Source organism: Spirosoma areae, assembly GCF_054781775.1.
In genome coordinates, this window is sequence record NZ_BAAGTT010000023.1 from 148,386 (window position 1) to 171,573 (window position 23,188).

At 53.1% G+C, this 23,188-nt stretch carries 17 protein-coding genes and 1 tRNA gene; 8 read left to right on the forward strand and 10 right to left on the reverse strand.

Annotated features, from left to right (window positions below; translation table 11 throughout):
* Window positions 1–87 precede the first annotated feature (87 nt).
* Together ACYVI1_RS09405 and ACYVI1_RS09410 are read right to left on the reverse strand one after the other, a co-directional pair.
* Window positions 88–2,418 (reverse strand): PSD1 and planctomycete cytochrome C domain-containing protein, encoded by a 2,331-nt coding sequence (locus tag ACYVI1_RS09405; protein ID WP_460909194.1) that lies wholly within the window; start codon window positions 2,416–2,418, stop codon window positions 88–90.
* 199 nt (window positions 2,419–2,617) lie between these two features.
* On the reverse strand, window positions 2,618–3,184 hold the full coding sequence (locus ACYVI1_RS09410; protein WP_460909196.1) for an RNA polymerase sigma factor: 567 nt from the start codon (window positions 3,182–3,184) through the stop codon (window positions 2,618–2,620).
* 292 nt (window positions 3,185–3,476) lie between these two features.
* Between ACYVI1_RS09410 and ACYVI1_RS09415 the strand changes: the two genes are divergently transcribed.
* From ACYVI1_RS09415 to ACYVI1_RS09425, 3 genes are read left to right on the forward strand one after another with little or no spacing between them, the layout of a single operon-like run.
* Window positions 3,477–4,016 carry a heme NO-binding domain-containing protein gene (locus tag ACYVI1_RS09415; protein WP_460909198.1) on the forward strand — a complete coding sequence of 180 codons (540 nt, stop codon included), beginning with the start codon at window positions 3,477–3,479 and terminating at the stop codon, window positions 4,014–4,016.
* A 13-nt stretch (window positions 4,017–4,029) separates the two neighbouring features.
* Window positions 4,030–6,864, forward strand: a complete 2,835-nt coding sequence (locus tag ACYVI1_RS09420; RefSeq protein WP_460909200.1) for a PAS domain-containing hybrid sensor histidine kinase/response regulator — start codon at window positions 4,030–4,032, stop codon at window positions 6,862–6,864.
* Window positions 6,865–6,867: 3 nt separating this feature from the next.
* Window positions 6,868–7,572, forward strand: a complete 705-nt coding sequence (locus ACYVI1_RS09425) for a LytR/AlgR family response regulator transcription factor (RefSeq protein ID WP_460909202.1) — start codon at window positions 6,868–6,870, stop codon at window positions 7,570–7,572.
* On the opposite strand, the gene uvsE is transcribed toward ACYVI1_RS09425, so the two are convergent.
* Window positions 7,567–8,511, reverse strand: a complete 945-nt coding sequence (gene uvsE / locus ACYVI1_RS09430; RefSeq protein ID WP_460909204.1) for a UV DNA damage repair endonuclease UvsE — start codon at window positions 8,509–8,511, stop codon at window positions 7,567–7,569. The two genes, ACYVI1_RS09425 and uvsE, sit on opposite strands and share 6 nt — an antisense overlap.
* Before the next feature lie 155 nt (window positions 8,512–8,666).
* On the opposite strand from uvsE, the gene ACYVI1_RS09435 reads away from it, so the two are divergent.
* Window positions 8,667–9,125, forward strand: coding sequence for a hypothetical protein (locus ACYVI1_RS09435; protein ID WP_460909206.1), 459 nt, complete (start codon window positions 8,667–8,669; stop codon window positions 9,123–9,125).
* An 89-nt stretch (window positions 9,126–9,214) separates the two neighbouring features.
* Here the strand turns inward: ACYVI1_RS09435 and ACYVI1_RS09440 are convergent, their stop codons facing one another.
* Both ACYVI1_RS09440 and proS read right to left on the reverse strand, forming a co-directional pair.
* On the reverse strand, window positions 9,215–9,667 hold the full coding sequence (locus ACYVI1_RS09440) for an FKBP-type peptidyl-prolyl cis-trans isomerase (RefSeq protein ID WP_460909208.1): 453 nt from the start codon (window positions 9,665–9,667) through the stop codon (window positions 9,215–9,217).
* A gap of 178 nt (window positions 9,668–9,845) precedes the next feature.
* On the reverse strand, window positions 9,846–11,318 hold the full coding sequence (gene proS / locus ACYVI1_RS09445) for a proline--tRNA ligase (protein ID WP_460909211.1): 1,473 nt from the start codon (window positions 11,316–11,318) through the stop codon (window positions 9,846–9,848).
* Between the two features lie 270 nt (window positions 11,319–11,588).
* Between proS and ACYVI1_RS09450 the strand changes: the two genes are divergently transcribed.
* Complete coding sequence (locus ACYVI1_RS09450; protein WP_460909213.1) at window positions 11,589–12,905, forward strand: hypothetical protein; 1,317 nt, start codon at window positions 11,589–11,591, stop codon at window positions 12,903–12,905.
* Between the two features lie 172 nt (window positions 12,906–13,077).
* Window positions 13,078–14,649, forward strand: a complete 1,572-nt coding sequence (locus ACYVI1_RS09455; protein ID WP_460909215.1) for a hypothetical protein — start codon at window positions 13,078–13,080, stop codon at window positions 14,647–14,649.
* 76 nt (window positions 14,650–14,725) lie between these two features.
* On the opposite strand, the gene ACYVI1_RS09460 is transcribed toward ACYVI1_RS09455, so the two are convergent.
* From ACYVI1_RS09460 to ACYVI1_RS09470, 3 genes are all read right to left on the reverse strand, one after another.
* Window positions 14,726–15,232, reverse strand: a complete 507-nt coding sequence (locus tag ACYVI1_RS09460) for a shikimate kinase (protein WP_460909217.1) — start codon at window positions 15,230–15,232, stop codon at window positions 14,726–14,728.
* An 89-nt stretch (window positions 15,233–15,321) separates the two neighbouring features.
* Window positions 15,322–16,467, reverse strand: a complete 1,146-nt coding sequence (locus ACYVI1_RS09465) for a BT_3928 family protein (RefSeq protein WP_460909219.1) — start codon at window positions 16,465–16,467, stop codon at window positions 15,322–15,324.
* 63 nt (window positions 16,468–16,530) lie between these two features.
* Window positions 16,531–17,070 carry a DUF1599 domain-containing protein gene (locus ACYVI1_RS09470; RefSeq protein WP_460909221.1) on the reverse strand — a complete coding sequence of 180 codons (540 nt, stop codon included), beginning with the start codon at window positions 17,068–17,070 and terminating at the stop codon, window positions 16,531–16,533.
* Window positions 17,071–17,159: 89 nt separating this feature from the next.
* Here ACYVI1_RS09470 and folP point away from each other — a divergent pair, with 89 nt between their 5' ends.
* Window positions 17,160–18,014: a dihydropteroate synthase gene (gene folP / locus ACYVI1_RS09475; protein WP_460909223.1), complete on the forward strand. Its 855-nt coding sequence runs from the start codon at window positions 17,160–17,162 to the stop codon at window positions 18,012–18,014.
* Window positions 18,015–18,095: 81 nt separating this feature from the next.
* Window positions 18,096–18,168 (forward strand) — tRNA-Lys (locus ACYVI1_RS09480).
* 88 nt (window positions 18,169–18,256) lie between these two features.
* Here ACYVI1_RS09480 and ACYVI1_RS09485 read toward each other — a convergent pair.
* Both ACYVI1_RS09485 and ACYVI1_RS09490 read right to left on the reverse strand, forming a co-directional pair.
* Entirely contained in the window at window positions 18,257–18,814 is a 558-nt protein-coding gene (locus ACYVI1_RS09485) for a hypothetical protein (RefSeq protein WP_460909225.1), read from the reverse strand.
* Between the two features lie 47 nt (window positions 18,815–18,861).
* Window positions 18,862–23,082, reverse strand: coding sequence for a metallophosphoesterase (locus ACYVI1_RS09490; protein WP_460909227.1), 4,221 nt, complete (start codon window positions 23,080–23,082; stop codon window positions 18,862–18,864).
* Window positions 23,083–23,188 lie beyond the last annotated feature (106 nt).

Sequence of the window (23,188 nt, forward strand, 5' to 3'; positions counted from 1 at the left end):
ATTTGACAGGATTACAGGATAAAACAGAATTAATGGACAGAAAAAAAATCCTGTTTTATCCTGTAATCCTGTCAGAAAATAATCACTTCACGTCTTTGTGATGGTTTCTTCCAGGTTATAAATCGTTGTTACGACCCGCATCAGGGCGGCTAATTTTGTCCGGTCGATGCGGGCCGGAATGGGGTATTCGCCAACGGACAGGGTTTTATCAACACTGGTTTTCGTGAGTTTTTTCACTTCCTTATCGTAATACGCGCTCAGGATGGCCGTTTCTTTTTCGCTGGGTTTTCGGCTCACGATCAACCGGAAGGCCTTGCTGATTTTCTCGTTTACAGCGCTGCGCTCCTGCAACAACCGGGCAGCCAGCACGCGCGACGCTTCCAGTACCGTTGGGTCGTTGAGCATCACCAGCGCCTGCAGGGGCGTATTGGTTTTCAGCCGTTTCACTTCACACAGGTCGCGGTTGCTGGCGTCGAAAATCGCCATCGACGGCGGGGGAACGGTGCGCTTAATGAGGGTGTACATACCCCGGCGGTAGAGCTTCGCGCCATGATCCTGGTTGTAGACCGACAGCAGCCCCCGCCCGGACGTAGCGCCCTCCCACAAACCCGCTGGCTGATAGGGCTTTACGCTCGGACCGCCAATGGCTGGGTTCAATAAGCCGCTGCTGCTCAGCACGACGTCTTTGATGAATTCGGCCTGAATGCGGTAGCGGGGCCCTCGTGCCAGCAGGAGGTTATCCGGATCAGCGGCCAGTTTTTCGGGGGTAATCACCGCCGACTGCCGGTAGGTAGCCGACGTAACCATCTGTTTAACCAGCCGCCTGATGTCCCAGCCGTGCTCCCTGAAATCAACGGCTAACCAGTCGAGCAGGGCGGGGTGCGAGGGCAGGTCGCCCTGCATCCCGAAATCGCCGGGCGTTTTCACAATGCCTTTGCCGAAAAACTCCTGCCACAGCAGGTTGACGTAGACCCGTGCCGTAAGCGGATTCTTTTTATCGAACAGCCACTTCGCCAGCCCCAGCCGATTTTTTGGGTACTGGTCGCTAAAGGGCAGGATGGCGGCAGGGGTGCCGGGCTGTACTTCCTCGCCGGGGGCATCATACACGCCCCGCTTCAGGATAAACGTTTTCCGGGTTGTGTCTACGTCACCCATGACCGACACGATCAGCCGGTTGGTATCCTGCTTGTTGACGAACGTCAGGATGTGTTTTACGTCCTCGTCACTGATTTCCATCAGCGGTTTTTTGGCGTAGGTATCGGGGCCGCCAATGACCGATTCCATACCTACTTCCTTCACGTTATTGAAAAAGGCGAAAAGCTGGTAGTATTCTTTGTGGGAAAACGGGTCGTATTTATGATCGTGGCAATGGGCGCATTCAATGGTTACGCCGAGCAGGCCTTTCCCGAACAGATCGTTCCGGTCGGTGACGTACATGGTTCGGTATTCTTCCTGAATAACGCCCCCTTCTTCGGTGATTTTATGGTTTCGGTTGAAGCCCGTTGCCAGCAGTTGTTCTTTTGTTGACGCGGGCATCAGGTCGCCCGCCAGTTGCCAGGTCACAAAGTCGTTGTACCGTATGTTTTTAGTGAAGGCATGAATGACCCAGTCGCGCCAGGGCCACTGGGTTCGGTAGCCATCGTCCTGATACCCGTGCGAATCGGCATACCGGGCCAGGTCCAGCCAGTGGAGGGCCATTTTTTCGCCATAGGCCGGACTGCGGAGTAACTGATCGACCACCCGCTCGTAGGCATCGGGGCGGGTGTCGGCCAGAAACCCATCCATTTGTGGCAGGCTGGGCGGTAAGCCCGTCAGATCGAGACTTAACCGCTTCAGCAACCGCTCTTTATCCGCTTCTTCGTTCGGCGTCAGGCCCGCCTGCTCCTGCTTCTGTAAAATGAAATAATCGATCGCATTTTTTGGCCAGTCGGTCAGGGTCACCAACGGCAGCGCCGGTTTTTTGGGCGGCACAAACGCCCAGTGTTTTTCGTAGACCGCGCCCTGTTTAATCCACGTTTCAATCAGCTTTATTTCACGGGCCGTGAGTTTCAGATTTGACGCGGGCGGGGGCATCCGGACGGACGTATCGGACGAGGTAATCCGCAAAAACACCTGCGACAAGTCGGGGTTGCCAGGCACGAGCGCGTGGGCCGACGGGTGCTCTTTTAAGGTCTTGTAGGCGCTTTCGGCCCGGTCGAGCCGCAGGCCGGCTTCCCGCTTGCTGGCATCCGGGCCGTGGCAGGCTAAGCACTTGTCCGACAGAATAGGCCGGATGTCGAAATTATAGCTGATCCGGTCCGGCATGTGCTCCGATCCACCGGGGCCGGCCGTCTGGGTAGCCGAACGGGTCGTGCAGGCCTGGCCGTACCACACAAGCCCAATAAGCGCACCCAGCAATGAGACGAGACCTTTATGCATACCGACAGTTGTTTCATTCAGGCTACGGGCACTATCCCCCGGCCGATGGGCCGGGCCTGCAGGCCCGAAAAAACGCACCTGAACATCAGTAGACTATAAGGAATAAACCGCCTTAATTTACTGTTACTGCGTTTATGGAAATAAGGAGAAGGCTGCCAGGAAATTCAGTGAAGGGAACTCAATCCAGGCAGGGGTTCGATTAGAGCAGATACGCCGACTGCCCATACAACTGCCGGACCTTATCGCGCGACCGTTTCAGCCGCATCTTCACGGCGCTGTCTTTTATATTGAGCCGCTCCGCAATCTGGCCGATATCCAGGCCCTCCTGGTACTTCAGGCGCAGGATCGCAGCCTCTTCCGGCGAAATCGCTTTCATCACGTTTGCCAGCAGTTGCAGGCTCTGTTCGCTCTCCTCACCTTCGTCGGAGGTGACATACGGGTGCTGCAGTTCCTGGCCTGCTTCCCCTTCCAGCGGGGTCGTTGTCAGCCGGTTACCGATTCGAATCTGATCTAAGCAGTAGTTATGGGAAATCGAATAAAGCCAGGTCGAGAAGGACGAGCGCTCCTCGAAGCGATCCAGTCGGGCGAACATACGGATGAAAATATCATGGGTAAAATCGTGTGCCTGCTCCGCGTCTTTGGTCAGGGACAGACACCGGCTATAAACTTTACGGACGTAGCGATTATAGAGCGTTTCAAAACAATCATTCGGGTTAGTGGTCAGGTACTGACGAATCACTTCTTCGTCTTTTAAGTTGGGGTTCATTCGATGAATTCAAAAATGGGTTAGTTAATTGGCTGATGAGTGCTAAATCAATTGTATCCAGATAATACAAATTTACGCTATTGACTATAATACAGTTTTCAGAATTCGATGAAGTGTATCTTTTGCCTGTTTTTTGGCGCAAAAAGAATGGTATTGGTTTTATTACATACCTAATTATAGCAGGAGTAAAATCTATTGTTACTAAAATTCGTACATACGTATAAGTTAAGAATTATGCGGACGGAACTGCCCGTGCTGACCCCACGGGCGGCCTTGCCCAACCCCTATTGGTATGAAAGGAATTGTGTTTACGGAGTTCCTTGACATGATCGAGGCTAAATTCGGCTATGCCTTAGTCGATCAGTTACTCACCGAAAGCCACCTGCCTTCGGGCGGTTCATACACCTCGATTGGCACCTACGACCCGGCCGAAATGAGTACGCTGGTTCATAAACTAAGTCAGCACATCAACCAGCCCGTACCCGATTTACTCCGCGCCTATGGCTGCCACCTGTTTGGTACCTTTACAAGAAGCTACCGGCCCCTCGTCGACCAGGCAGACTCCGCATTCGGTCTGTTTCATTCCATACAGCACCATATCCATGTAGAAGTCAGGAAACTCTACCCGGATGCCGAGTTGCCCCATTTCACCGTTGAACAGGTAACGCCAACGCACCTTCGTATGCAGTATGAGTCGGAGCGAAAATTAGCCGATTTCGCTCATGGCCTGATTGATGGGTGTTTAGCCCACTTTGGCGAAGCGGCTACCGTTGTCAAAACGAATCTCGCGGGTGATGGAAGCCGGGTGATCTTCGATATCATAAAAGCGTAGCGGCACCAGACCAATGGAAGACATCGCCCTGTTGACAAGACGGCTGAAACGCGAAAAAGAAGCCCGCCGGCAAGCGGAGACAATTCTGGAGAAAAAAGCCCTGGAATTGTACAATACCAATGAGCAGCTCCAGCACCTGAACGAAAACCTGGAGCGGCAAATCCGCGACAAACTGGCCGAACTTCGCCAAAGCGACCAGCGCTATCGGCAGCTCATCGAGTCGGTTCAGGACATTATTTATAAAATTTCACCAGCGGGAATTTTCTCGTTCGTCAGCCCCGTCGTTGAAAAACTACTGGGGTATACCGAAGCCGAATTTGTTGGTCAGCATTTCCTCAGGTTTGTCCAGGCGGAGTATCGGCAGCAACTCATCCATTTCTACCGCGACATGCTGGTGACGCGAACCGACAGCACCTACGTGGAGTTTCCGGCCGTTGCCAAAGACGGGCGCGCGGTCTGGATTGGGCAAACGGTCCGGCTCATTGAGACCAACGATCAGGTGAGTGAATTCGTCGCCGTTGCGCGGGACATCTCGGCCCGTAAGCGGGCTGAAATGGCGTTAGAGACCACCCAAACCCGGCTTTCCACGCTCATTACCAACCTCCAGTCGGGGGTGATGGTCGAAGACGAACATGGGCGGGTCATTCTGGCCAACCAACTCTTCTGCGACATTTTTTCCATTCCACTCCGCCCCGATGCGCTCGTTGGCTCCGATTGCAGCGAGGCCCGGCAGCAGGTCAAAGGCCTGTTTGCCCAACCCGATGCGTTTATTGAGCGGATGAATACCCTGTTAGCCAATCGGGAGCCCTGCGTTTGCGAAGAAATCAGCCTGGCCAGCGGGGTTATTCTGGAACTCGATTACATTCCTATTTTCCTGGACGACCGGCAGTACATGGGGCACCTGTGGAAATATACGGATGTTACCGAAAAATACGTCGCCCGTCAGTTCATTCGCCGGAGTGAGGAAAAATACCGGGGCATCATGAACAACATGGAACTGGGCCTGCTTGAAGTCGATAACGACCAGACTATTGTTCGGGCCTACGAGCGCTTCTGCAACATGCTGGGCTATAGCGAAGCGGAGTTGATCGGCAAAAACGCCCAGGATTTGCTGGTTGCTCCCGAATTTCTGGAAGTGCTGGGTCGCCAGCAGCAGGCCCGGCAACAAGGCCATGCCAGCTCCTATGAGTTGCAGTTGATTAAAAAAGAGGGCTCCCGAATCTGGGTACTGATGAGTGGGGTTCCCATTCAGGACGAACACGGTGAACTGACAGGCTCGATGGGTATTCATTACGACCTCACCCAGCGCAAACAACTCGAGCAGGAACTGGCGAGGGCTAAACACATTGCCGACGAGGCCCGCTTAGCTGAAAAACAATTTCTGGCCAACATGAGCCACGAAATCAGAACTCCCCTCAACGCCATTATCGGGATGTCGCACCTGCTCTTCGACACCCAGCCAACCCCCAGGCAACGCGAGTACATCGACATTCTGAAAACATCCGCCGACTTTCTGCACAATCTAATCTCCAATTTGCTGGATATGACCAAAATCGAAGCCGGGCGCATTGACGTTCACGCCCGCCCATTCGACCTGATTGGTTTGTTGCGGGCTACCCAGAAAGTTTTCGAGATGAAACTGCACGACCGCCCGATTTCCCTCGATTTGATGCTGGACGCCCGCATTACCGGTGATTTCGTCGGCGACGATACCATGCTGAATCAGATTCTGATGAATTTGGTGGGCAATGCCGAAAAATTTACCGAAGCGGGCAGCATCGAGATCAAAGCCAAAATAAAACAGGAAACCAGCCCCACCTGCTGGATTGAATTTTCGGTGACCGACACGGGCATCGGTATTCCCGAAGAAAAGCTGGGGGTCGTGTTCCAAAAATTCAGGCAGGTAAATCCGCAGGGGCACAAATACAAGGGCACCGGACTGGGCTTAGCCATTACGAAAGAGTTAATCGAACTTCAGAAAGGGAGCATCTCCGTGAGCAGCCAGATTGGTCAGGGAAGTGTGTTCACCTTTAGCTTACCCTTTAGCCGCCCCCCCCTGCCCCCCCCCCTGGTGGGCGCTAACCCGCCACTGCGGAGCGAGCTAACCTTACGGCATGTGCTGGTGGTGGAGGATAACCTTATGAACCAGACCTATATAGGCAGCCTGCTGACCAAATGGACCATTCCGTATACGCTGGCTGCAGATGGCAAAGAAGCCGTTGAACTTGCCAAAACGAAGCGGTTCGACCTAATCCTGATGGATGTACAAATGCCCATCATGGACGGTTACGAAGCAACGGTAGCAATTCGAAATACGCACTGCCCGAATCAGCACGTACCCATTATCGCCCTGACGGCTTCGGCCATGCTCACCCACAAAAGTACCGCCCTCGAGGCTGGCATGACCGATTTCCTGACCAAGCCGTTCGAACCGAATCAACTCCTGGCCACACTCCGGCAGTATGCTCCCCCCGACCCCGATGGCATTTTCTTCGCTACGACGCTGGATCAGGAACGCCTGACCGAACTCTATGGAACCGACAGGGCGCATGTAGCCCAGATGTTCGCCACGTTTTTATCCGATGTAGCGCCCCAAATACCTACCCTAACCGAGCTTTGCCGAAAACAGGACTGGCCCGCCCTGGCCCGTATGGCGCATAAACTGAAGCCAACGCTGGGCATGGTTGGCCTCACTGAACTTGAAGAGAAACTGGGGCATCTGGAAGAAAGTGCAAAAAAAAACACCGAAAAAGAGATTTTGGAAATACAATGTATAAATATTACCGAAAGTATTAACGAAATTCTGCCACTTTTGACGGAAGAACTCCAAAAGATTTCTCAGGGATAAACTATGCGGTTAAGCTGTATTATCGTTGACGACGAGCTTATGTCCCGCAAGTCGCTGCAACGGCTCTGCACGCAACATGGTTCATTAGAGCTGCGGGCTATGTTTGACAATGCAACCAGTGCGCTGGATTTTCTGACCGGGCAGCCCGTGGATTTACTGTGGCTCGATGTCGAAATGCCGGGATTGTCGGGGTTTGGCCTGCTGGAAAAACTGCCGGAGGTTCCCTTCGTTGTACTGACAAGCAGTAAAACGGATTATGCCTTCGATGCCTTTCACTATCAGGTAACCGATTACCTGCAGAAACCCATTGCCCAAACCCGGTTTAACCGGGCGGTGAGCAGAGTACTGGAAATGAGCGCCCAGGCGAAACCGAATGCTGCGCCCGCTCCCCTGCCCAACCGCCAGGAGATATACATCAAAGCCGACGGACGCTACATCCGACTGCCGTTTGAGACCATCGCCTACATCGAAAACATGGGCGATTACGTGAAGATTTTCACCACCACCCAAACCCACATTGTGTATACGACCATGAAGTACCTCGAAGAAAAATTAGGCGCTCAATTTCTTCGGGTCCACCGCTCCTACATCGTTCACCTCGACAAAATCGTCGATATTGAAGAAAATACCTTAGTTATCACCAATAAAGTGATCCCCATTAGCCGCAGCAACAAAGCCGAGCTGATGAACCGGTTAAACCTGTTATAACGCAGTATCTGGCTTTGCCATTAATTTTAGCACGGCAGGCGGTATCACCGGCTCCTCACCCCGCAGCCGCAGCACGGCCAGTTCCTTCATCTTACACTCGAAAACAATATCGACGGCCTTGCCGTAGGTATTTGCCGGCGAGTAGAGCCAGTCGGCATGGGCTTCGCGCCTTGCTTTGGGGTCTTTGTGCTCCTGCCGCGAATCGGAATAGTGGAACACCGGACGGACATCCCAGGTGCTGTAAGCCGTCAAAAAAGCGGCTTCCTGGGTTTGGTCGCCGGGGTTGAGCGAATGGTGGAAATAATCGAAAACGACGGGCGTTCCAATGGTTTCGTAGAGTCCCGCCAGGTCGGACACGGTGTATAGGCTTGGCCGGTCGTCGTTCTCAACGGTGAGCCGGGCACGCAGATTTTCGGAGAGCAGGCTGAAGTTTTTGGCAAACCGGGCCAGGGTCGCCGTTTTATCGCCATAGCTGCCCCCCGCATGGATGTTGATTTTATTCCAGTGCGAGGGCTTCTGCCCCATCAGGTCAAACAATTCGGACTGATATTCGAGGTCGACAATGGTAGCATCGAGCACCTTACCCTGACCGGCGAGGTGGTTGAACGGGCCGGGGTGCGTGGTCAGCCGAATGGGTCGGCGACCTATTTCTTCGAGCGTAGCCCGGATGTCCGGGAAGTCGGGCAGTTGGGCGATGCGGTATTCCGACGCCCAGGGAAACAAATCTGACGAGATACGAAATAAATGAAACCCGTGTTCGAGGTTCCAGTCAACGATTTTCAGCAAATCCTGCACATTTTTCAGGGCCAGTTCCGAGGCATAGGCAAGGCCCCGCTCGGTGAATGTCTTTTTAATCATGCCCCGGTTGGTAGTAATCTTATCGGCCTGAAGGCTGAGATTGATACAGGCGTATCCGATGGTGTACGGCGTAGACTTCATACCTACCTAACACAAGCAACTGGCCTGGGGTTTTAGAACGTTGACCGTTCGGTCAAAAGTCAGCCGATCATGTTCTCCAGTTGTCTATCTTCCTGCGCTGTATGTGTGCCTTCGTATGAAAAGCAGTACCTGCTATGAATCAACTACGGCCAAAAATGCATCGCTCACGACGGCACTACCTTCGGGCGATTATCTGGAGCAACCTACCGCTGCTTATGGAAGACTTTACCGCTGAACAAATTAGTGGCATCACATCCGGCTATTACCACATGGCTCGTGCCTTGAATGAATTTCAGGTACGGCATTGGCCAGCACTTACCCACGAGCAGCATTTGGATTTGAATGCGTATCAGAACAGTTTGCTTAGCCGCGCTGATGACCTTCAAACATGCATCGTCAGGCCAGCTTTTACCAACGCTGCCGACGTGTCTGCCACCATTCAGCAGGCGACCGAAGCAGCAAAAACCAGTTTAACGTACATCACCAGCCCCCCCCTTGCGCTCAATGTTGGTGCGATTACAGTTGCCTTAGCTTCTTATGTTGCCCGCGCTAATCTACGGGGCATTGAAATCGCCCTGCGTGAATTGAACGAGTTAATGGCTATGAACGAGTAAACGAAAAAAAGGAGACGAAAGGCGACGGGAGGTTGTTGATACTCTTCCCCTTTCGTCGCCTTCCTCTCCCTCCCCTTTTTTCCTTCTTCTTAAAGAATCAACCCCGATGGCGACTTCACACCTACGAGTTCAACGTCAAAAGTCAACTCCTGACCGGCCAGGGGGTGGTTGGCGTCGAGGGTGACGTTGGTGTCGGTCAGGTCCCGAACAATGACCGGAATGGGCCGGGGATTGCCGTCTTCGTGCATATTGAGGGTCATGCCCATTTCCAGCGGAATGTCGTCGGGAATATCCGACCGATTCAAGGTAAAAATCATCTCTTCATTGGCCGGACCGTAGGCATCTTCCACCGGAATCGTGATGGTTTTCTTTTCACCCTGGTTCATACCGGCCACGCCATCATCGAAGCCTTTAATAACCTGACCACTCCCTACCGTGAATTCCAAGGGGGTACGGCCCGCTGAGGAGTCAAATACGGTTCCATCGGTAAGGGTTCCTGTGTAGTGAACCTGAACGGTATCACCCGGTTTTGCTTGTGCCATAATACAAGTGGTTTGTTGTAAACGCTGCCGTAAAAATACCGGAACTTCCGATACGAGTTTACGTACACGCTAACTTTTGACCAACCCGCAAAAAAGGTCAAAAGTTTAATTGGTTACAGGTTTCAGGGTCAACGTTCCTGTTACATGCTGAACCTGGAATGTTGACCCTGAAACCAAGTTAATACGCTCTGGCAAACACAACGCGGCCCGTCGACGGTTTTCCCGAATAGATGCAAACCCCTTCTTCGGCTTCCCGGTCGAAGGGGATGCAGCGAATGGTGGCTTTGGTGGCTTCTTTGATGGCCTCTTCGGTTTCGGAGGTGCCATCCCAATGCGCCAGCAGGAAACCGCCTTTTTCAAGCTGCGCCTGAAACTGCTCAAAGGTGTCTACGTGAAAGGTATTCGCCTGCCGGAACGCATAGGCTTTTTCGTAAATCGTCCGTTGAATATCGTCAAGCAAGGCTTTAATACGCTCCGTCAGCCCATCGAACGGAACGGTTTCTTTGGTTTTCAGGTCGCGCCGGGCAATCTCAACGGTGCCGTTTTCCAGGTCGCGCCCGCCCATCGCCAGCCGAACCGGAACGCCCCGCAGTTCGTACTCGGCGAATTTCCAGCCGGGTTTGTTAGCGTCGGAGTCGTCGTACTTCACCGAGATACCGGCCTTCTTCAATTCCTGAACCAGGGGTTTAATTTTGGCGGAAAGCTGCTCCAACTGCTCATCGGTGCGATAAATGGGCACGATAACCACCTGGATGGGCGCCAGTTTTGGCGGCAACACCAGGCCATCATCGTCGGAGTGGGCCATGATCAGGGCACCCATCAGCCGGGTCGACACGCCCCACGAGGTTCCCCAAACGTAGTCTAACTGGTTTTGTTTAGTCAGAAACTGCACGTCGAAGGCTTTGGCGAAATTCTGCCCCAGGAAGTGCGACGTACCAGCCTGTAATGCCTTGCCATCCTGCATCATGGCTTCGATGCAAAGCGTGTCATCGGCACCAGCGAACCGTTCGTTGGCTGTTTTTGCCCCTTTGATTACCGGCATGGCCATCCATTCTTCGGCAAAGGTCGCATACACGTCCAGCATCTGGCGGGTTTCGGCCTGGGCTTCGTCGGCGGTGGCGTGGGCAGTATGCCCCTCCTGCCACAGGAATTCGGCAGTACGCAGGAAAATCCGGGTCCGCATTTCCCAGCGCACCACGTTGGCCCACTGGTTAATGAGCAGCGGCAAATCGCGGTAGGATTGAATCCAGTTTTTGTAGGTACTCCAGATAACCGTTTCCGAGGTTGGGCGAACAATAAGTTCCTCTTCGAGTTTGGCGTCGGGGTCAACAATAATGCCTGAGCCATCTTCGGCATTTTTGAGCCGGTAGTGCGTCACTACGGCGCATTCTTTGGCAAACCCGGCTACGTGTGACGCTTCTTTGCTCAGAAACGATTTCGGAATGAACAGCGGGAAATAGGCGTTGCTGTGGCCCGTCTCTTTGAACATATCGTCCAGGGCGCGCTGCATTTTTTCCCAGATTGAGAACCCATAGGGCTTAATAACCATACAGCCCCGAACGGCTGAATTTTCGGCCAGATCGGCCCGTTTAATTAACTCATTGTACCACTCGGAGTAGTTTTCACTACGGGACGGAATTGCTTTTGCCATACATTAATTTAGTCAGGCGTGGTCCGGTTTTGTCAAGTATGGTTAGAAGTTTAGCAGACACCCGACCTCTGACTACTCTTAACAAAACCGGACCACGCCTGACTTTTTTTAAAATCGGATTAAACCTTTTTGATTAGAATGGAATCTAACGGCTGATAACTTGCAAAGATAGGTTTTTACTCTATTTTTGTAATCAAACCGGGTAAACCCGTGTTATAGATAAAACGAGTAATTAACCGTCGTCTTTGCTCAAATTAAATCCTTTGCCAAATGAACACTCAAAGCCTATATCGCTTCTTCACACTGGCCGCTCTGCTGGGCATCTGGAGCTGTACATCCAGCCGTCAGACTGCCCAGAACGCGGGTGAAGTGGATGATTTGTATGGCAACTCCGGCAATGCCGCCGTGTATGCCAGCAATTCATCCGATGCATCGTCGGTTGCCCAGCGCCCCACGCGCCAGCAACAACGCTACGAACGACAACAACAGCAGTCACTCCGCAACGCCAACCCCGACTATACCGACGACCAGCAGGGGTACAATGCCAACACCGATGAGTATTACACGGAGTTGAGCGCCCGTAAACTGAACCGGGGTCTCTCGCCCGATCCGGGCTGGAACGATACCGGCAACGCCTATAATTCAGGCTTCGTCAATGGCTACAATGCCGCCCAGACGTCGGCCTATAGCTGGAACCGCTGGGGCTATAACAACACCGGCTTTTTCAATGGCATTACCATTGGCTTAGGCGTGGGTTCGTTTGGGTATTCGCCCTGGGGCTACAACCGGTTTGGTGGTGGTTTCTACGATCCCTTCTGGGGAAATTCACTGGCCTACTCGCCGTATGGGTTCGGAAACTCGTTCTATTCGCCCTATGGGTATGGAAATGGTTTTTATGATTCCTACTACGGCAACTCGTATGGGTATTCGCCCTATGGCAATAGCTATTACAATGGAGGCTGGGGCCGTCCGGTCTACGTAAACAATGTGTACGTATCCGGCGCTAATCCATACGCCAATCGGACCTACAACCGAACCAATGATCGCTCATCGGGTCGCTATAGCACTGACTTCGACAATTCAGCCCGTACCTACAATCCGAATGGCGGCCGCACCAGTTCGTCTACGGGTACAACCAGCCGCGACGGGTACTATGCCCGCCCTGGCAACAGCAGCCGGGGTTCGTACTACTACGACAACAGTTCGGGGAGCAGTGGCCGGACGAGCGGCAACCCAACTACGGCTCCGTCGTATAACAGCAACTCAGGTAGCAGCAATTCAGGCAGTGAGTACTATGCCCGCCCGCGCCAGAACAGCCGGGGCAGCTATACCCCCTCTGACAATGGCAGTGGTGGCCGAAGCAGCTACCAGCCGTCGCAGCCCAGCTACCAGCAAGCACAGCCCTCGCAAAGCCGGGGCAGCTATCAGCAGCAATCCCAGCCGAGCTATCAGCAGTCGCAACCCAGTTACAGTGCGCCAAGCCGTAGCACTTACAGCGCCCCCAGCTATAGTGCACCCAGTTCGGGCGGAGGTGGCAGTAGTTCAGGCGGCAGCAGTTCGGGGGGCAGTTCGCGCGGCCCACGCTAAACGCTAACTTTCTTCTAAAAAATCCCCGCCAGTTAGGACAATTGACGGGGATTTTTGTTTGTTAGTTACTGAACAAACGCTACTATTTATGACCAGGCCGTTAAACGTTCAGCCGTTTATCGTTTCTAAGGGGCAAACGTACAAGTTTGCTCCACCTCATCGCTTAATAACCATGACTAAACAGTTTTTTTTATCAATGTCTCTGGTCGTCGTCACTCACGTTGCCTTCGGTCAGGGAGCGGCTTTCGACTACGCTGACGATGCGTTTCGCTACTCTGATTTTACGCAGAGCGGTACGGCCCGTTTCCGGGGGCTGGGTGGCAATCACGCGGCCCTCGGGGGCGATGCCAGTAACTTATTCGGCAATGCAGCCGGCCTGGCCTTCTACAATCGATCGGAACTGAGCGTCAGCCCAACCTTCACCTCAATCAATAACCAGAACACGTTTTTGGGGACGCGGTCGACCGGCAGCGATGGGAAGGTCAGCGTTGGGCAGTTTGGGCTGGTGCTGGCCGGGAACAACTCGAACAGCAGCCGGTGGAAACGTACTGCGTTCGGCGTCACGTATTCGCAGTCGGCTAATTTCTTCGATTATGTGGATGCCCGCGGGACAAACATCAACCCCAACTCATCCATTGCCCAAACCTACATCAACGCTGCCAATTCGGCTAAATACAGTGAAGCCCAGCTTAGCGATGCGTTTCTGCCCGAATCCCGCCAGGCCGACTTTAAAGAAGCAGCCGCCTATGGCTTGTTCCTGATAAATCCTACTGATTTGGGTACGAACGGATCGGGGCCACCCTATACTCGCTTTGACGCAACCACGCAGAAAGATCAGCGATCGACCATCACTCGCTCGGGCGCTCAGTCGCAATGGACACTGGCCTACGCTGGTAACTTAGACGACAAACTGTATATCGGCGGTTCCATTGCCCTCACCCGGCTCAAATACTCATCGGAAGTTGTTTTTCTGGAAACACCCATCAATGGCCGCACCTTTACCAACTATGGCCAGACCAACCGGCTCAACGTAACGGGTAGTGGCATCAACGCCAGTCTGGGGTTGATGTATCGGGTTGCTCCGGCCCTACAGATTGGCGCTACGGTTACGTCGCCGACCTTCAGCAGTGCCGCCGAAGTGTTTGGCCAAACGCTGACGGCGGTAGCCAAAGATCCCACCCTCCGGTTGAAAACTAACTTTGTCGATGTAGTTGACCCATCGAACAACTTCGATTATTCGCTGCAAACACCCCTGCGGGCATCAGGCGGAGCAACTTATTTCATCGGCGCGGGTAAAATCGGGTTCATCACGGCCACTGCCGAATATGTGGGCTACCAGGGGATGCGGGTGCGAACCTCGGCCTTCAATAACCAGCAGGACAATACCGACTTCCGAAACGACGTGAAACGGTTCGTGCAGGAAAGTTATCAGAACGTGGTGAATCTGCGGGCGGGCGCCGAAGTGCGGGCGGGTCTGCTGCGGGTGCGGGCGGGTGTCGGGTACTTGCCCAGCGCCTACAAGTTCGACCTGGACCGGGTAGCCAAAGCCGACCGGGCTAAACTCCTGCTGTCGGCGGGGTTAGGCGTGCGAAACGACCGTTTCTTTGCCGATTTGGCCGGTTCCTACCTGACCTATAAATCGGGTTATTCGCCCTTCCAGTTGCCCAACGATGTGGATACACCCACGGTGACCACCAGCAACCGAAGCGCCAATCTGATGGTGTCGCTGGGCGTATTTTTCTAAGAAGAACGGGAGAAAAGGGCAAAAGGAATAGAAGTGTATCAATTCCTTTTGCCCTTTTCTCCCGTTCTTCTTTCTTTTATAACCACTCGCCTACCAATCGCAGCACCATGTCTGCGCTGGTTTCCCCAGAAACATGAACATTCGCCTGTCTGTAAAAAGGCAGTCGAGCCGTATACCGTTGTTGCAGGCTACTCCGCAGTTCAGGATTAGCGGGACTATAAAGCGGGCGGTCTTCCTGCGCGTGGGCCAGCATGCGCTGTACCAGCGTTTCTACCGGTACATCTAAAAACACGGATACGCCCGTTGCGTTGATGTAGGCCATATTGTCATTAAAGCAGGGCATCCCGCCACCCGTCGACACGACCAGGCTGGCACCGGGCCGGATGGTTCGCAACACCCGCCGTTCGGCCTCGCGAAAATAGTCCTCCCCCGATTGCGCGAACAGATCGGCAATGGAGCGTCCCTCCTCCCGAACAATGAGTTTATCGGTATCAACGAACCGGTAATGCAGCGCGTCGGCTATGCGCTTCCCCAGCGTACTCTTGCCCGATGAGGGCATCCCAATCAGAAAGATGTTTTTCATTCGCAATGAGCGAACCGGAACGCCGGACCGGATTGAGTGATTGAATGATTGAATAGCTGACGCGAGCAACTATTCAATCATTCAATCACTCAATCATTCACAATTGTTTTAACCTCACCCGCGTCCGGCGTGGCGTTGTAATGCCATTTGCCCCGCACAACACCGTTGCTCAGGAGCCAGGTGCCTGGGTTTGAGCGCATGATGGTTTTCAGGACCGTGGCATCGGCTTTATAATACGGTATGTTTTCCAACTGAAATTCCTTGCGGAATGCCTTGATCTCGTCGTCGCTGGTCGAGGTCAGGATGTATGGCGATACGGTTGAGCCTTGTAGCCCTTCGACCAGCGACCGGATGGCGGGCAGGTTTCCGGCGTCGATGTCTTTGGTGTTCTTGACGATGATGAAAAGTTTGCTGCCTTCGAAGGTTTGCTGCGTAAAATCGGCTTCGTCGTTCCAGATGCGGTAGTCCGTGATTTTGGGCTTCGCACGCTCATTTAGCAGCACCATCTCTTTGAATTTGTAATGCGGGTCGGTTGGGTATTGCTCAAACTCCTCGGTTTTGCCTCCCTTCTCCATGATGTACTTGTAACGCAGGGGTTCTGACGGTTTCATCTGCGTCGGAATGCTCTTGCCAACGGCATAGGGCAGCATATCAATTGGGGGCAGAAACTGAACGGCATACATACCCAGGGCAAGCGTCAATACGGTGGTTAGCCCTACCAACCAGCCCGTATTGCGGGAGCGCAGTCGGTTGCGGTGACCAATAATGTACAAAATCAATATACCCAGCACAATGTCCTTGCCGAACGATGTCCAGGGCTTGAGCTTGATGGCATCACCAAAGCAGCCGCAGTCGGTAACCCGGTCAAAATAAGCCGAGTAGAAGGTCAGGAAGGTGAAAAACGTGATCAGGAAAAACAATAACCAGACGGTGACTTTGGGTTTGTAGGAAGCCAGTAAGGCCACGCCCAGAATCACCTCGGCCGCACAAAACAGCACCGACATGGCCAGCGTAAACGGCACTAAAGCCATAAAGAAATTGTGCAGAAACGGCAGATCCTGGGCGAAGACCTCAAAATATTCCTCGAACTTAATCTGGGTGCCAACGGGGTCGTTTAGTTTGATCAGCCCCGAAAAAATAAAAACAATCCCGACCAGAATTCGGGCAACACGGGCCGCGATCAGCATCGGTGGCGTACCGGTTTTAACGGTGGGTTGAGTGGTTGTTGGGTTCATATATTTTTTTGACAGGATTACAGGATTAACAGGATTTTATTGGCTGTCATCCTGTAATCCTGTCTAATTACTTTTCAGTTTAAGCAAACAAAAAACGGCGTAGTTAATCATGTCCATATAATTGGCCTCAACGCCTTCCGACACGAGTGTATTGCCCCGGTTGTCCTCAATCTGCTTGGTGCGGAGCAATTTCATCAGAATAATGTCGGTCATCGAACTCACCCGCATCGACCGCCAGGCTTCGCCATAATCGTGGTTTTTGGCAAAAAGCAATTCAATAACCCGGCCAATTTCTGCGTCGTACAGATTTTCGAGTTCATCCGTCGGAATGTCCGTGCGCTGGTCAGCCGTTAACTGCAGTTGAATCAGGGCCATCACGCAGTAATTGATGATACCGACAAATTCAGGTTCGATGCCCTCTCCCACGCGGCTCACGCCCGTTTCCTGTAGGGTACGAATGCGCTGGGCTTTAATAAAAATCTGGTCGGTGATGCTCGGCAGGCGCAGAATTCGCCAGGCCGTGCCGTAATCTTTATTCTTTTTCAGGAACAGATCTTTGCAGCGTTGGATAACCTGCCGATAGTCGGATTCTGTATCTTGCATAGTCGTCAGTCGATAGTACACCACAGGAACCAACCACTAACCGCAACGGCGGACCGTGACTATTGACTGGCGACTATCGACTATTTTTTATGCCCAAAGTTACAAAAAAAACGCTGAACTGCCGGGGACGGCTCGTGGATTTAGAAACGCCCGCCGTCATGGGAATTCTGAACGTAACGCCCGATTCGTTCTTTGCCGACAGCCGCGTTCGTCTTGAGCAAACCATCGACGTTGCCCGGATAATGCTGGCCGAAGGAGCCACCTTTTTAGATGTTGGCGGCTACTCGACCCGACCCGGCGCTGCTGTCGTTAGTCCCGACGAAGAAGCTGACCGGGTGTTGCCCGTGATCGAAGCCATTTTAGCGAATTTCCCGGATGCACTTCTTTCGATAGATACCTTTCGGGCAGCCGTTGCCCGGCAGGCCGTGGCGTCGGGGGCAGCACTCATTAACGATGTATCGGGTGGTACGCTCGACCCCGTTATGTTCGGGACGGTTGCCGACCTGAGCCAGTCGATGGACATTCCGTATATCCTGATGCACCTGCGCGGCACGCCCCAGACCATGCAGGCGCTGGCGACGTATACGAACGTGACGACCGAAGTAATTGACGAATTAGCCATTCGGTTAGCCAAATTGCGGGCGCTGGGCGCTAAAGATGTCATTCTGGACCCCGGATTTGGCTTCGCGAAAACACCGGCGCAAAATTTTGAGTTACTCCATCATTTAAGCGATTTTCATGTGTTCGATGAGCCGGTGCTGGTCGGTCTTTCGCGCAAGGCAACCATCTGGAAAACCCTGAACATCAGGGTTGATGAAGCCCTCAATGGCACCACTGTTCTGAATACGATAGCCCTGCAGCAAGGAGCCTCCATCCTGCGCGTTCACGATGTTCGGGAGGCTGTGGAAGCCATTAAACTGACCCGGCAGTTAACTTTTTTTTAAGCCGGGCTTGCGTTTAGAAAAGCAAACCCCTACTTTTGCATTCCCAAACGACAACGACCTGTTTTGGCGAATGGGACAACCGATCTGGTAGCTCAGCTGGTAGAGCAATACACTTTTAATGTATGGGTCCTGGGTTCGAATCCCAGCCGGATCACTTCTAAGTACTTACTTCCCTTAAGAATCCCCTGCCGCGACGCCCGACAGGGGTTTTTTTATGCCCCCGCTGCCCCCACCCCTTGCGTTTATTCCGGCAGGCTTAGTTTGCGTTTGACGTCTTCATAATTTGTCCAGTCAACAGCGCCTAACCGTCCCCCCGGATTAGGCGGAATGATTATCCAGCGAACGTCAATGTCAAAATCAATTGGTACGTTGCGGGGTAAAAAATAAGAAAGGTCAAAATTCATCACGCCCTTCCCCTGATTCACCAGAAAAAAATACCCAATGCTTAGTTTTTCGGTAACCGAAGGCAATGACAGCACCACCGATTTTTGACCAGGACTTCGATAATAAGCCATCACTAAACCCTTATCGAGAACGGCCTGCGTCAGGTTATTGTCTTCGAAGCTGGTGTAGAAATAGAGCGGGTCATTGTCGGATTTCCAGTCGGCAGCGGCAATCATCTTCCAGGGCGAAACAAGCATATTGGCTGCCCCCTGAACGCCCTGAACGCCTTGAGGTCCTGCCGGACCAATTGCCCCCTGAGGACCAACATCACCCTGAGGACCTTTGCAGGCCCAGAGACCGCCCAACAGAATCAACAGCAGGCCGTATTTTAGTTGATGTAATGTCACCTTTTCCATGAGTTCATGCGGTTTAAGTAGTAGTGAACACCTTTTATTCCAGCCAATTACAATTTCACGATTTTATAGCGCGTGCGGGTATCGGCTCCCTGACTGGTAAGAATATAGATGCCAGCCGGCAGTGAAGAAACATCCAGGTGATCGATAGTGCCGGGTTGCGACAGGTACCGGTACGTTTTTCCCTGCAAATCCGTAAGGCGGAGCGTCTGGTAGTTCAGCGCCGGGCTGAAAAATACGCTGCCCTTCTCGACCGGATTCGGGTAAAGCAGTATCAGAGAAGGATCATCCGCGTTGACCGGCGCAGCTTCCCGAAGCCCAACGGGTGTTGTGGCCGCGTCGGGCGACCCGATCAGTTCTATATTAAAATGCATATCGGGACTGCTCTGCGACGATTGGTGGACTTCGGCCGCAATCACGCCACCAGCACTGAAGGTAGTGGCCGGAATAATCACGGTTCGCCATTCCTGTTCGTTCGTATTTAGCGCAGCCAGGGTTGCTGGGGTAATAACAATGGGCGGAGCGGGCATATTCGGATCGCGGGGCAGCACCTCCTGCCCATTGAGGTAAATGATGACCCCATCGTTACGCCGGTAATTCAGAATATAGGATTGAAAGTACCCCCCACTCCCGGTAGACGGGCCGCTCCCATAGCTCTTCAAATAAGTCGTGATGTTTTTAGATTGACAATCGGGATTAAAGTCGTTCGGCGTTGGGCAGCCATTTGGCACCCGGGTTACCTCACCATCTTCACCCCGGGGCGAATACCCAATTGGCACGTAGATTCCCGTATCCCGGCTGGCCGTCCAGCCAGTTAGGTCATACGAACGTTGCCAATCGGGTGGTGGCGTGTTCGTAACGAGATAAAACCAGAGTTGCGGAGCCCGATCCACCTGACCAGTGGGATTGCTCAGAAAGTTGGAAGGCGCCCCGATTCCGCCACCGCCCTTGAGCCGTCCCACCACGTAATCGCCATAATAGTTCCCCTTGCCCATGTCTCCGCCCAGCCAGTAGTGTGTGGTAGGGTATTTGCCCCGCGTTCCATGTACACGCGCATCATATACCCAGGCTCCCGGCCGGTTATAGGCGGGTGCCTGGGGAATGGTCGTGTGTCTGACGGCCGGATCGAGGTTGTAAGCTGTGGTGCCATCGTTTACCTTGTACAGCTTCAAATTGCCATGCGTCATCGGATCATCGGCATACGGAACATTCAGGGCTGTCAGGTCAGCTTCTTTGTAATACTGGCGGACAATTACCTGATTGTTGCCGCTCAGTTCCGTACCGGGGGTGAGGGTCCAGTAGCGGTTGAAGATGATCCAGGGCGCTGTCACATTCCGGTAGCCATAGGAGGCCAGCCGGACGTAATTGGTGGGTGAGTAGGCATCAATCCGTGTCACACCGGCATTGCCCTTCAGTTGGAGGTCGAAGGGAGCCACCCCAACGGTACCGATGTTGTAGCCTTGTTTTTTGATGGACAACAGCAGATTCCCTGACTTATCGGCATAATGCGTAAATCCTTTGGCCGTATCCGTGCATTCACAAACGGCCAATCGCGACGCACCATCGGTCGGCGGGACGGCAAAGCCATCGCTGTCTTTGATGATGGTGAATTTATCCTTCACCGTGCCGGTGCCGGCAATGAACTTTGCATCTAATCGTTTGCCCGTGATTTCTACATACATAGAGCCGCCTTCATTGACCGAATGCTGCATGGCTTTATGAAACCCGGCACCGAAAGCCTGTGCCCCAGCCCGGCCCCCGGCCCCATTGACCACATAAATAATCCCTTCGTTCTTCGTTGACGCTGAACTTTTATAATAAAAACAGGAGTTGGCCGACTCATCGTATTTGCCCGACGACTGGGCGTTACCGGCTAAAAAGGGATTATGCACATTAATTTTGAAGGTGTCCGTTGGGGCCTCAACCGAAGGGCCGTAATTCCCTTTCATTAGCCTCGACCGCTCATACACGTGGCTATGCCCGGTCATGACGAGGTCTACCTTATACTGCTCGAGTATGGGCAGGAAATTATTTCGGATGTTCATGAGTTCGGGTTCGGTGTCTGAGTTGTACGAACCCCGGGTATATGGCGCGTGGTGCCAGTACACAATAATCCAGTTGATAGCCGGATTTACCTGCGCGGCTGCCAGGTCCTGCTTCAGCCAGGTCACCTGTGGGCCATTTGCCGCAAAAATCTGGGTTCCCTGTCCACTCTCGAAACCATACGAATCCAGACTGACAATGTGAATGTTGTTGTAATTAAACGAGTAATACTCTTCCCGGTGCGATGGCACACCGCCCCCACCATCCGGGGCTTCCGTGAAATTATTGACGATGTCGTAGTAGTGAATCGGGTGTGGTTCGTAGCGCAGGCCACCGCCGAGGACGTTATTCTGATAATCGTGGTTGCCGGGCGCGGCATAAAAAGGTGTCTGGCGGAACATCCAGTCGTAGCGGCCATCGATGCCATTCAGCGTTTTTTTGAATACATTATCCCGATACTGCTCGTCGAGACCCCAGTCATAGGCATTGTCGCCCATCCAGAGCCACAAGTCAACGTAATCAATGGCTTGCTGCTGTTTATAGGCTTTAAATGAAGCAATGACACTATCCTGCCGGGAATTATTCGTGCCAAAATCACCTAAGGCCCAGATACGGGTCTTCTTCGCTGTGCCGGGCAGCGGAGCCGTATAAAAATAATGGAGTGAAGCGGCCGTTGCCGACCCTTCCAGTTGCATCACAGGTGGACCGGCCACCTCAACGACGTAATAATACTTTTTGTTGGGAACCAGGTTTGTCAGCATAACCTGATGATCCGAGACTAAGGCCGGTTCGGTAGCAAGTTGAGCCTGTGGGTTGTTTACGGTCAGGTTAGTCGCTATCGTATCGTAGCGTATTTGCCCCTTCGATAGGGCTTCGGTACTCCACCGAATCGTCATTCGGCTGGTGGTACCCATCTGCAGATACGGCCCCCGCAAAATTTTGTGCTGGGGGGCAGCGGCCAACACCCCCTCCAGTTTGAGGTCGAAACGCAGGTCGGTGCTGTTGGTGGTGGGGCTGCCGGTGTTGGTCTGATGTACCTCAGCCGCAATCACATTCACACCCGTATGCAGAAACATACGCGGGGTTACGTTGTGGGTGCTAACATCAGAGCTGATGAGTTGCCAGGTATCTTCTTCGGTATCGTTCGGTGGACCGGCAGTGGCCGACGTGGCGTGAGTGATTACGCCATCGGGCATAAACTCGCGTCTTACTTCGGCCCCATTCACGTAGATCACGATGCCATCGTCACGTTTGTACTGAATGATGAATTTCTGGTAGTCGTTGATATTGGCAATGGTGAAGGTTTTGCGGAAACAAATAGTGGGGAATTTCTCCGGGCAGTTGAAGGCAGTTCCACAGCCCGTCGGTACTATCGTGGCAGCGCCATCCGCCGTACTATTGGGGGCATACCCCAGCGGAGACGCCCCACTGGGCCAGGCCGAATCATCGAAAGTTCCGCCCCCTTTCCAGTTGCTGGACGAGGGTGCCGTTGGGGCTGCCCAGTATTTCCAGGCAGACCCCGAACCAAACGTACCGCTCGCTGGGGATGTCGCTACGGGCAGCACGCCCTCCAGTTTGAGGTCGAAGCGCAGGTCGGTGCTGTTGGTGGTGGGGCTGCCAGTATTGGTCTGGTGTACCTCGGCGGCTATGACATTCACGCCTGTACGCAGATACAGGTGCAGGGGTACATTGTGCGTGGCAACATCGGGGTCAATTGGTTGCCAGGCTTCCTCTTCAGCGGTCGAGGCTGGGCCTGCGGTGGCCGACGTGGCGTGGGCGATTACACCACTGGGCATGAACTCACGTCTCACCTCAACGCCATTCACATACACCACAATGCCGTCGTCGCGTCTGTACTGAAGAATGAGTTTCCGGTAGTCGTTGATATTGGCAATGGTGAAGGTTTTGCGGAAACAAATGGCGGGGAATTTCACGTTGTTATTGGTGCCATCACAATTGAATACATTTGGCCCACAGCCCGTCGGCACTATCGTTACTTCCCCGTCAACCCGACCGGGTGAGTACCCCAGCGGAGATGCCCCACTGGGCCAGGCCGAATCATCGAAAGCTCCGGCCCCTTTCCAGTTTTCGGATGAAGGCGCGACCGTTGATGCCCAGTATTTCCAGGGATCACCCGAGTTCAGAATCGGTTGGGGAGTTTGGGCTAACAGCCTTGCGTTTGTGCCCAGAACTAGCATGATGCAGGATAAATATATACTATTTTTCATGATTGGTGGTATATTAGGACCATTAAATTTAAATTAAATCTCCAATAAATCCAACTGCTTTATAGCTATAAACTACTATTTGCACGTAGTAGCAGCTATAGTGGTG

What these genes read in the sequence shown, in the direction of transcription:
- ACYVI1_RS09405 (WP_460909194.1), bottom strand. Translation starts at nt 2,418, where the DNA reads ATGCATAAAGGTCTCGTCTCATTGCTGGGTGCGCTTATTGGGCTTGTG.
- ACYVI1_RS09450 (WP_460909213.1), top strand. Translation starts at nt 11,589, where the DNA reads ATGAACACTCAAAGCCTATATCGCTTCTTCACACTGGCCGCTCTGCTG.
- ACYVI1_RS09460 (WP_460909217.1), bottom strand. Translation starts at nt 15,232, where the DNA reads ATGAAAAACATCTTTCTGATTGGGATGCCCTCATCGGGCAAGAGTACG.
- ACYVI1_RS09435 (WP_460909206.1), top strand. Translation starts at nt 8,667, where the DNA reads ATGCATCGCTCACGACGGCACTACCTTCGGGCGATTATCTGGAGCAAC.
- ACYVI1_RS09440 (WP_460909208.1), bottom strand. Translation starts at nt 9,667, where the DNA reads ATGGCACAAGCAAAACCGGGTGATACCGTTCAGGTTCACTACACAGGA.
- ACYVI1_RS09470 (WP_460909221.1), bottom strand. Translation starts at nt 17,070, where the DNA reads ATGCAAGATACAGAATCCGACTATCGGCAGGTTATCCAACGCTGCAAA.
- folP (WP_460909223.1), top strand. Translation starts at nt 17,160, where the DNA reads ATGCCCAAAGTTACAAAAAAAACGCTGAACTGCCGGGGACGGCTCGTG.
- proS (WP_460909211.1), bottom strand. Translation starts at nt 11,318, where the DNA reads ATGGCAAAAGCAATTCCGTCCCGTAGTGAAAACTACTCCGAGTGGTAC.
- ACYVI1_RS09420 (WP_460909200.1), top strand. Translation starts at nt 4,030, where the DNA reads ATGGAAGACATCGCCCTGTTGACAAGACGGCTGAAACGCGAAAAAGAA.
- ACYVI1_RS09425 (WP_460909202.1), top strand. Translation starts at nt 6,868, where the DNA reads ATGCGGTTAAGCTGTATTATCGTTGACGACGAGCTTATGTCCCGCAAG.
- ACYVI1_RS09455 (WP_460909215.1), top strand. Translation starts at nt 13,078, where the DNA reads ATGACTAAACAGTTTTTTTTATCAATGTCTCTGGTCGTCGTCACTCAC.
- uvsE (WP_460909204.1), bottom strand. Translation starts at nt 8,511, where the DNA reads ATGAAGTCTACGCCGTACACCATCGGATACGCCTGTATCAATCTCAGC.
- ACYVI1_RS09485 (WP_460909225.1), bottom strand. Translation starts at nt 18,814, where the DNA reads ATGGAAAAGGTGACATTACATCAACTAAAATACGGCCTGCTGTTGATT.
- ACYVI1_RS09465 (WP_460909219.1), bottom strand. Translation starts at nt 16,467, where the DNA reads ATGAACCCAACAACCACTCAACCCACCGTTAAAACCGGTACGCCACCG.
- ACYVI1_RS09410 (WP_460909196.1), bottom strand. Translation starts at nt 3,184, where the DNA reads ATGAACCCCAACTTAAAAGACGAAGAAGTGATTCGTCAGTACCTGACC.
- ACYVI1_RS09415 (WP_460909198.1), top strand. Translation starts at nt 3,477, where the DNA reads ATGAAAGGAATTGTGTTTACGGAGTTCCTTGACATGATCGAGGCTAAA.
- ACYVI1_RS09490 (WP_460909227.1), bottom strand. Translation starts at nt 23,082, where the DNA reads ATGAAAAATAGTATATATTTATCCTGCATCATGCTAGTTCTGGGCACA.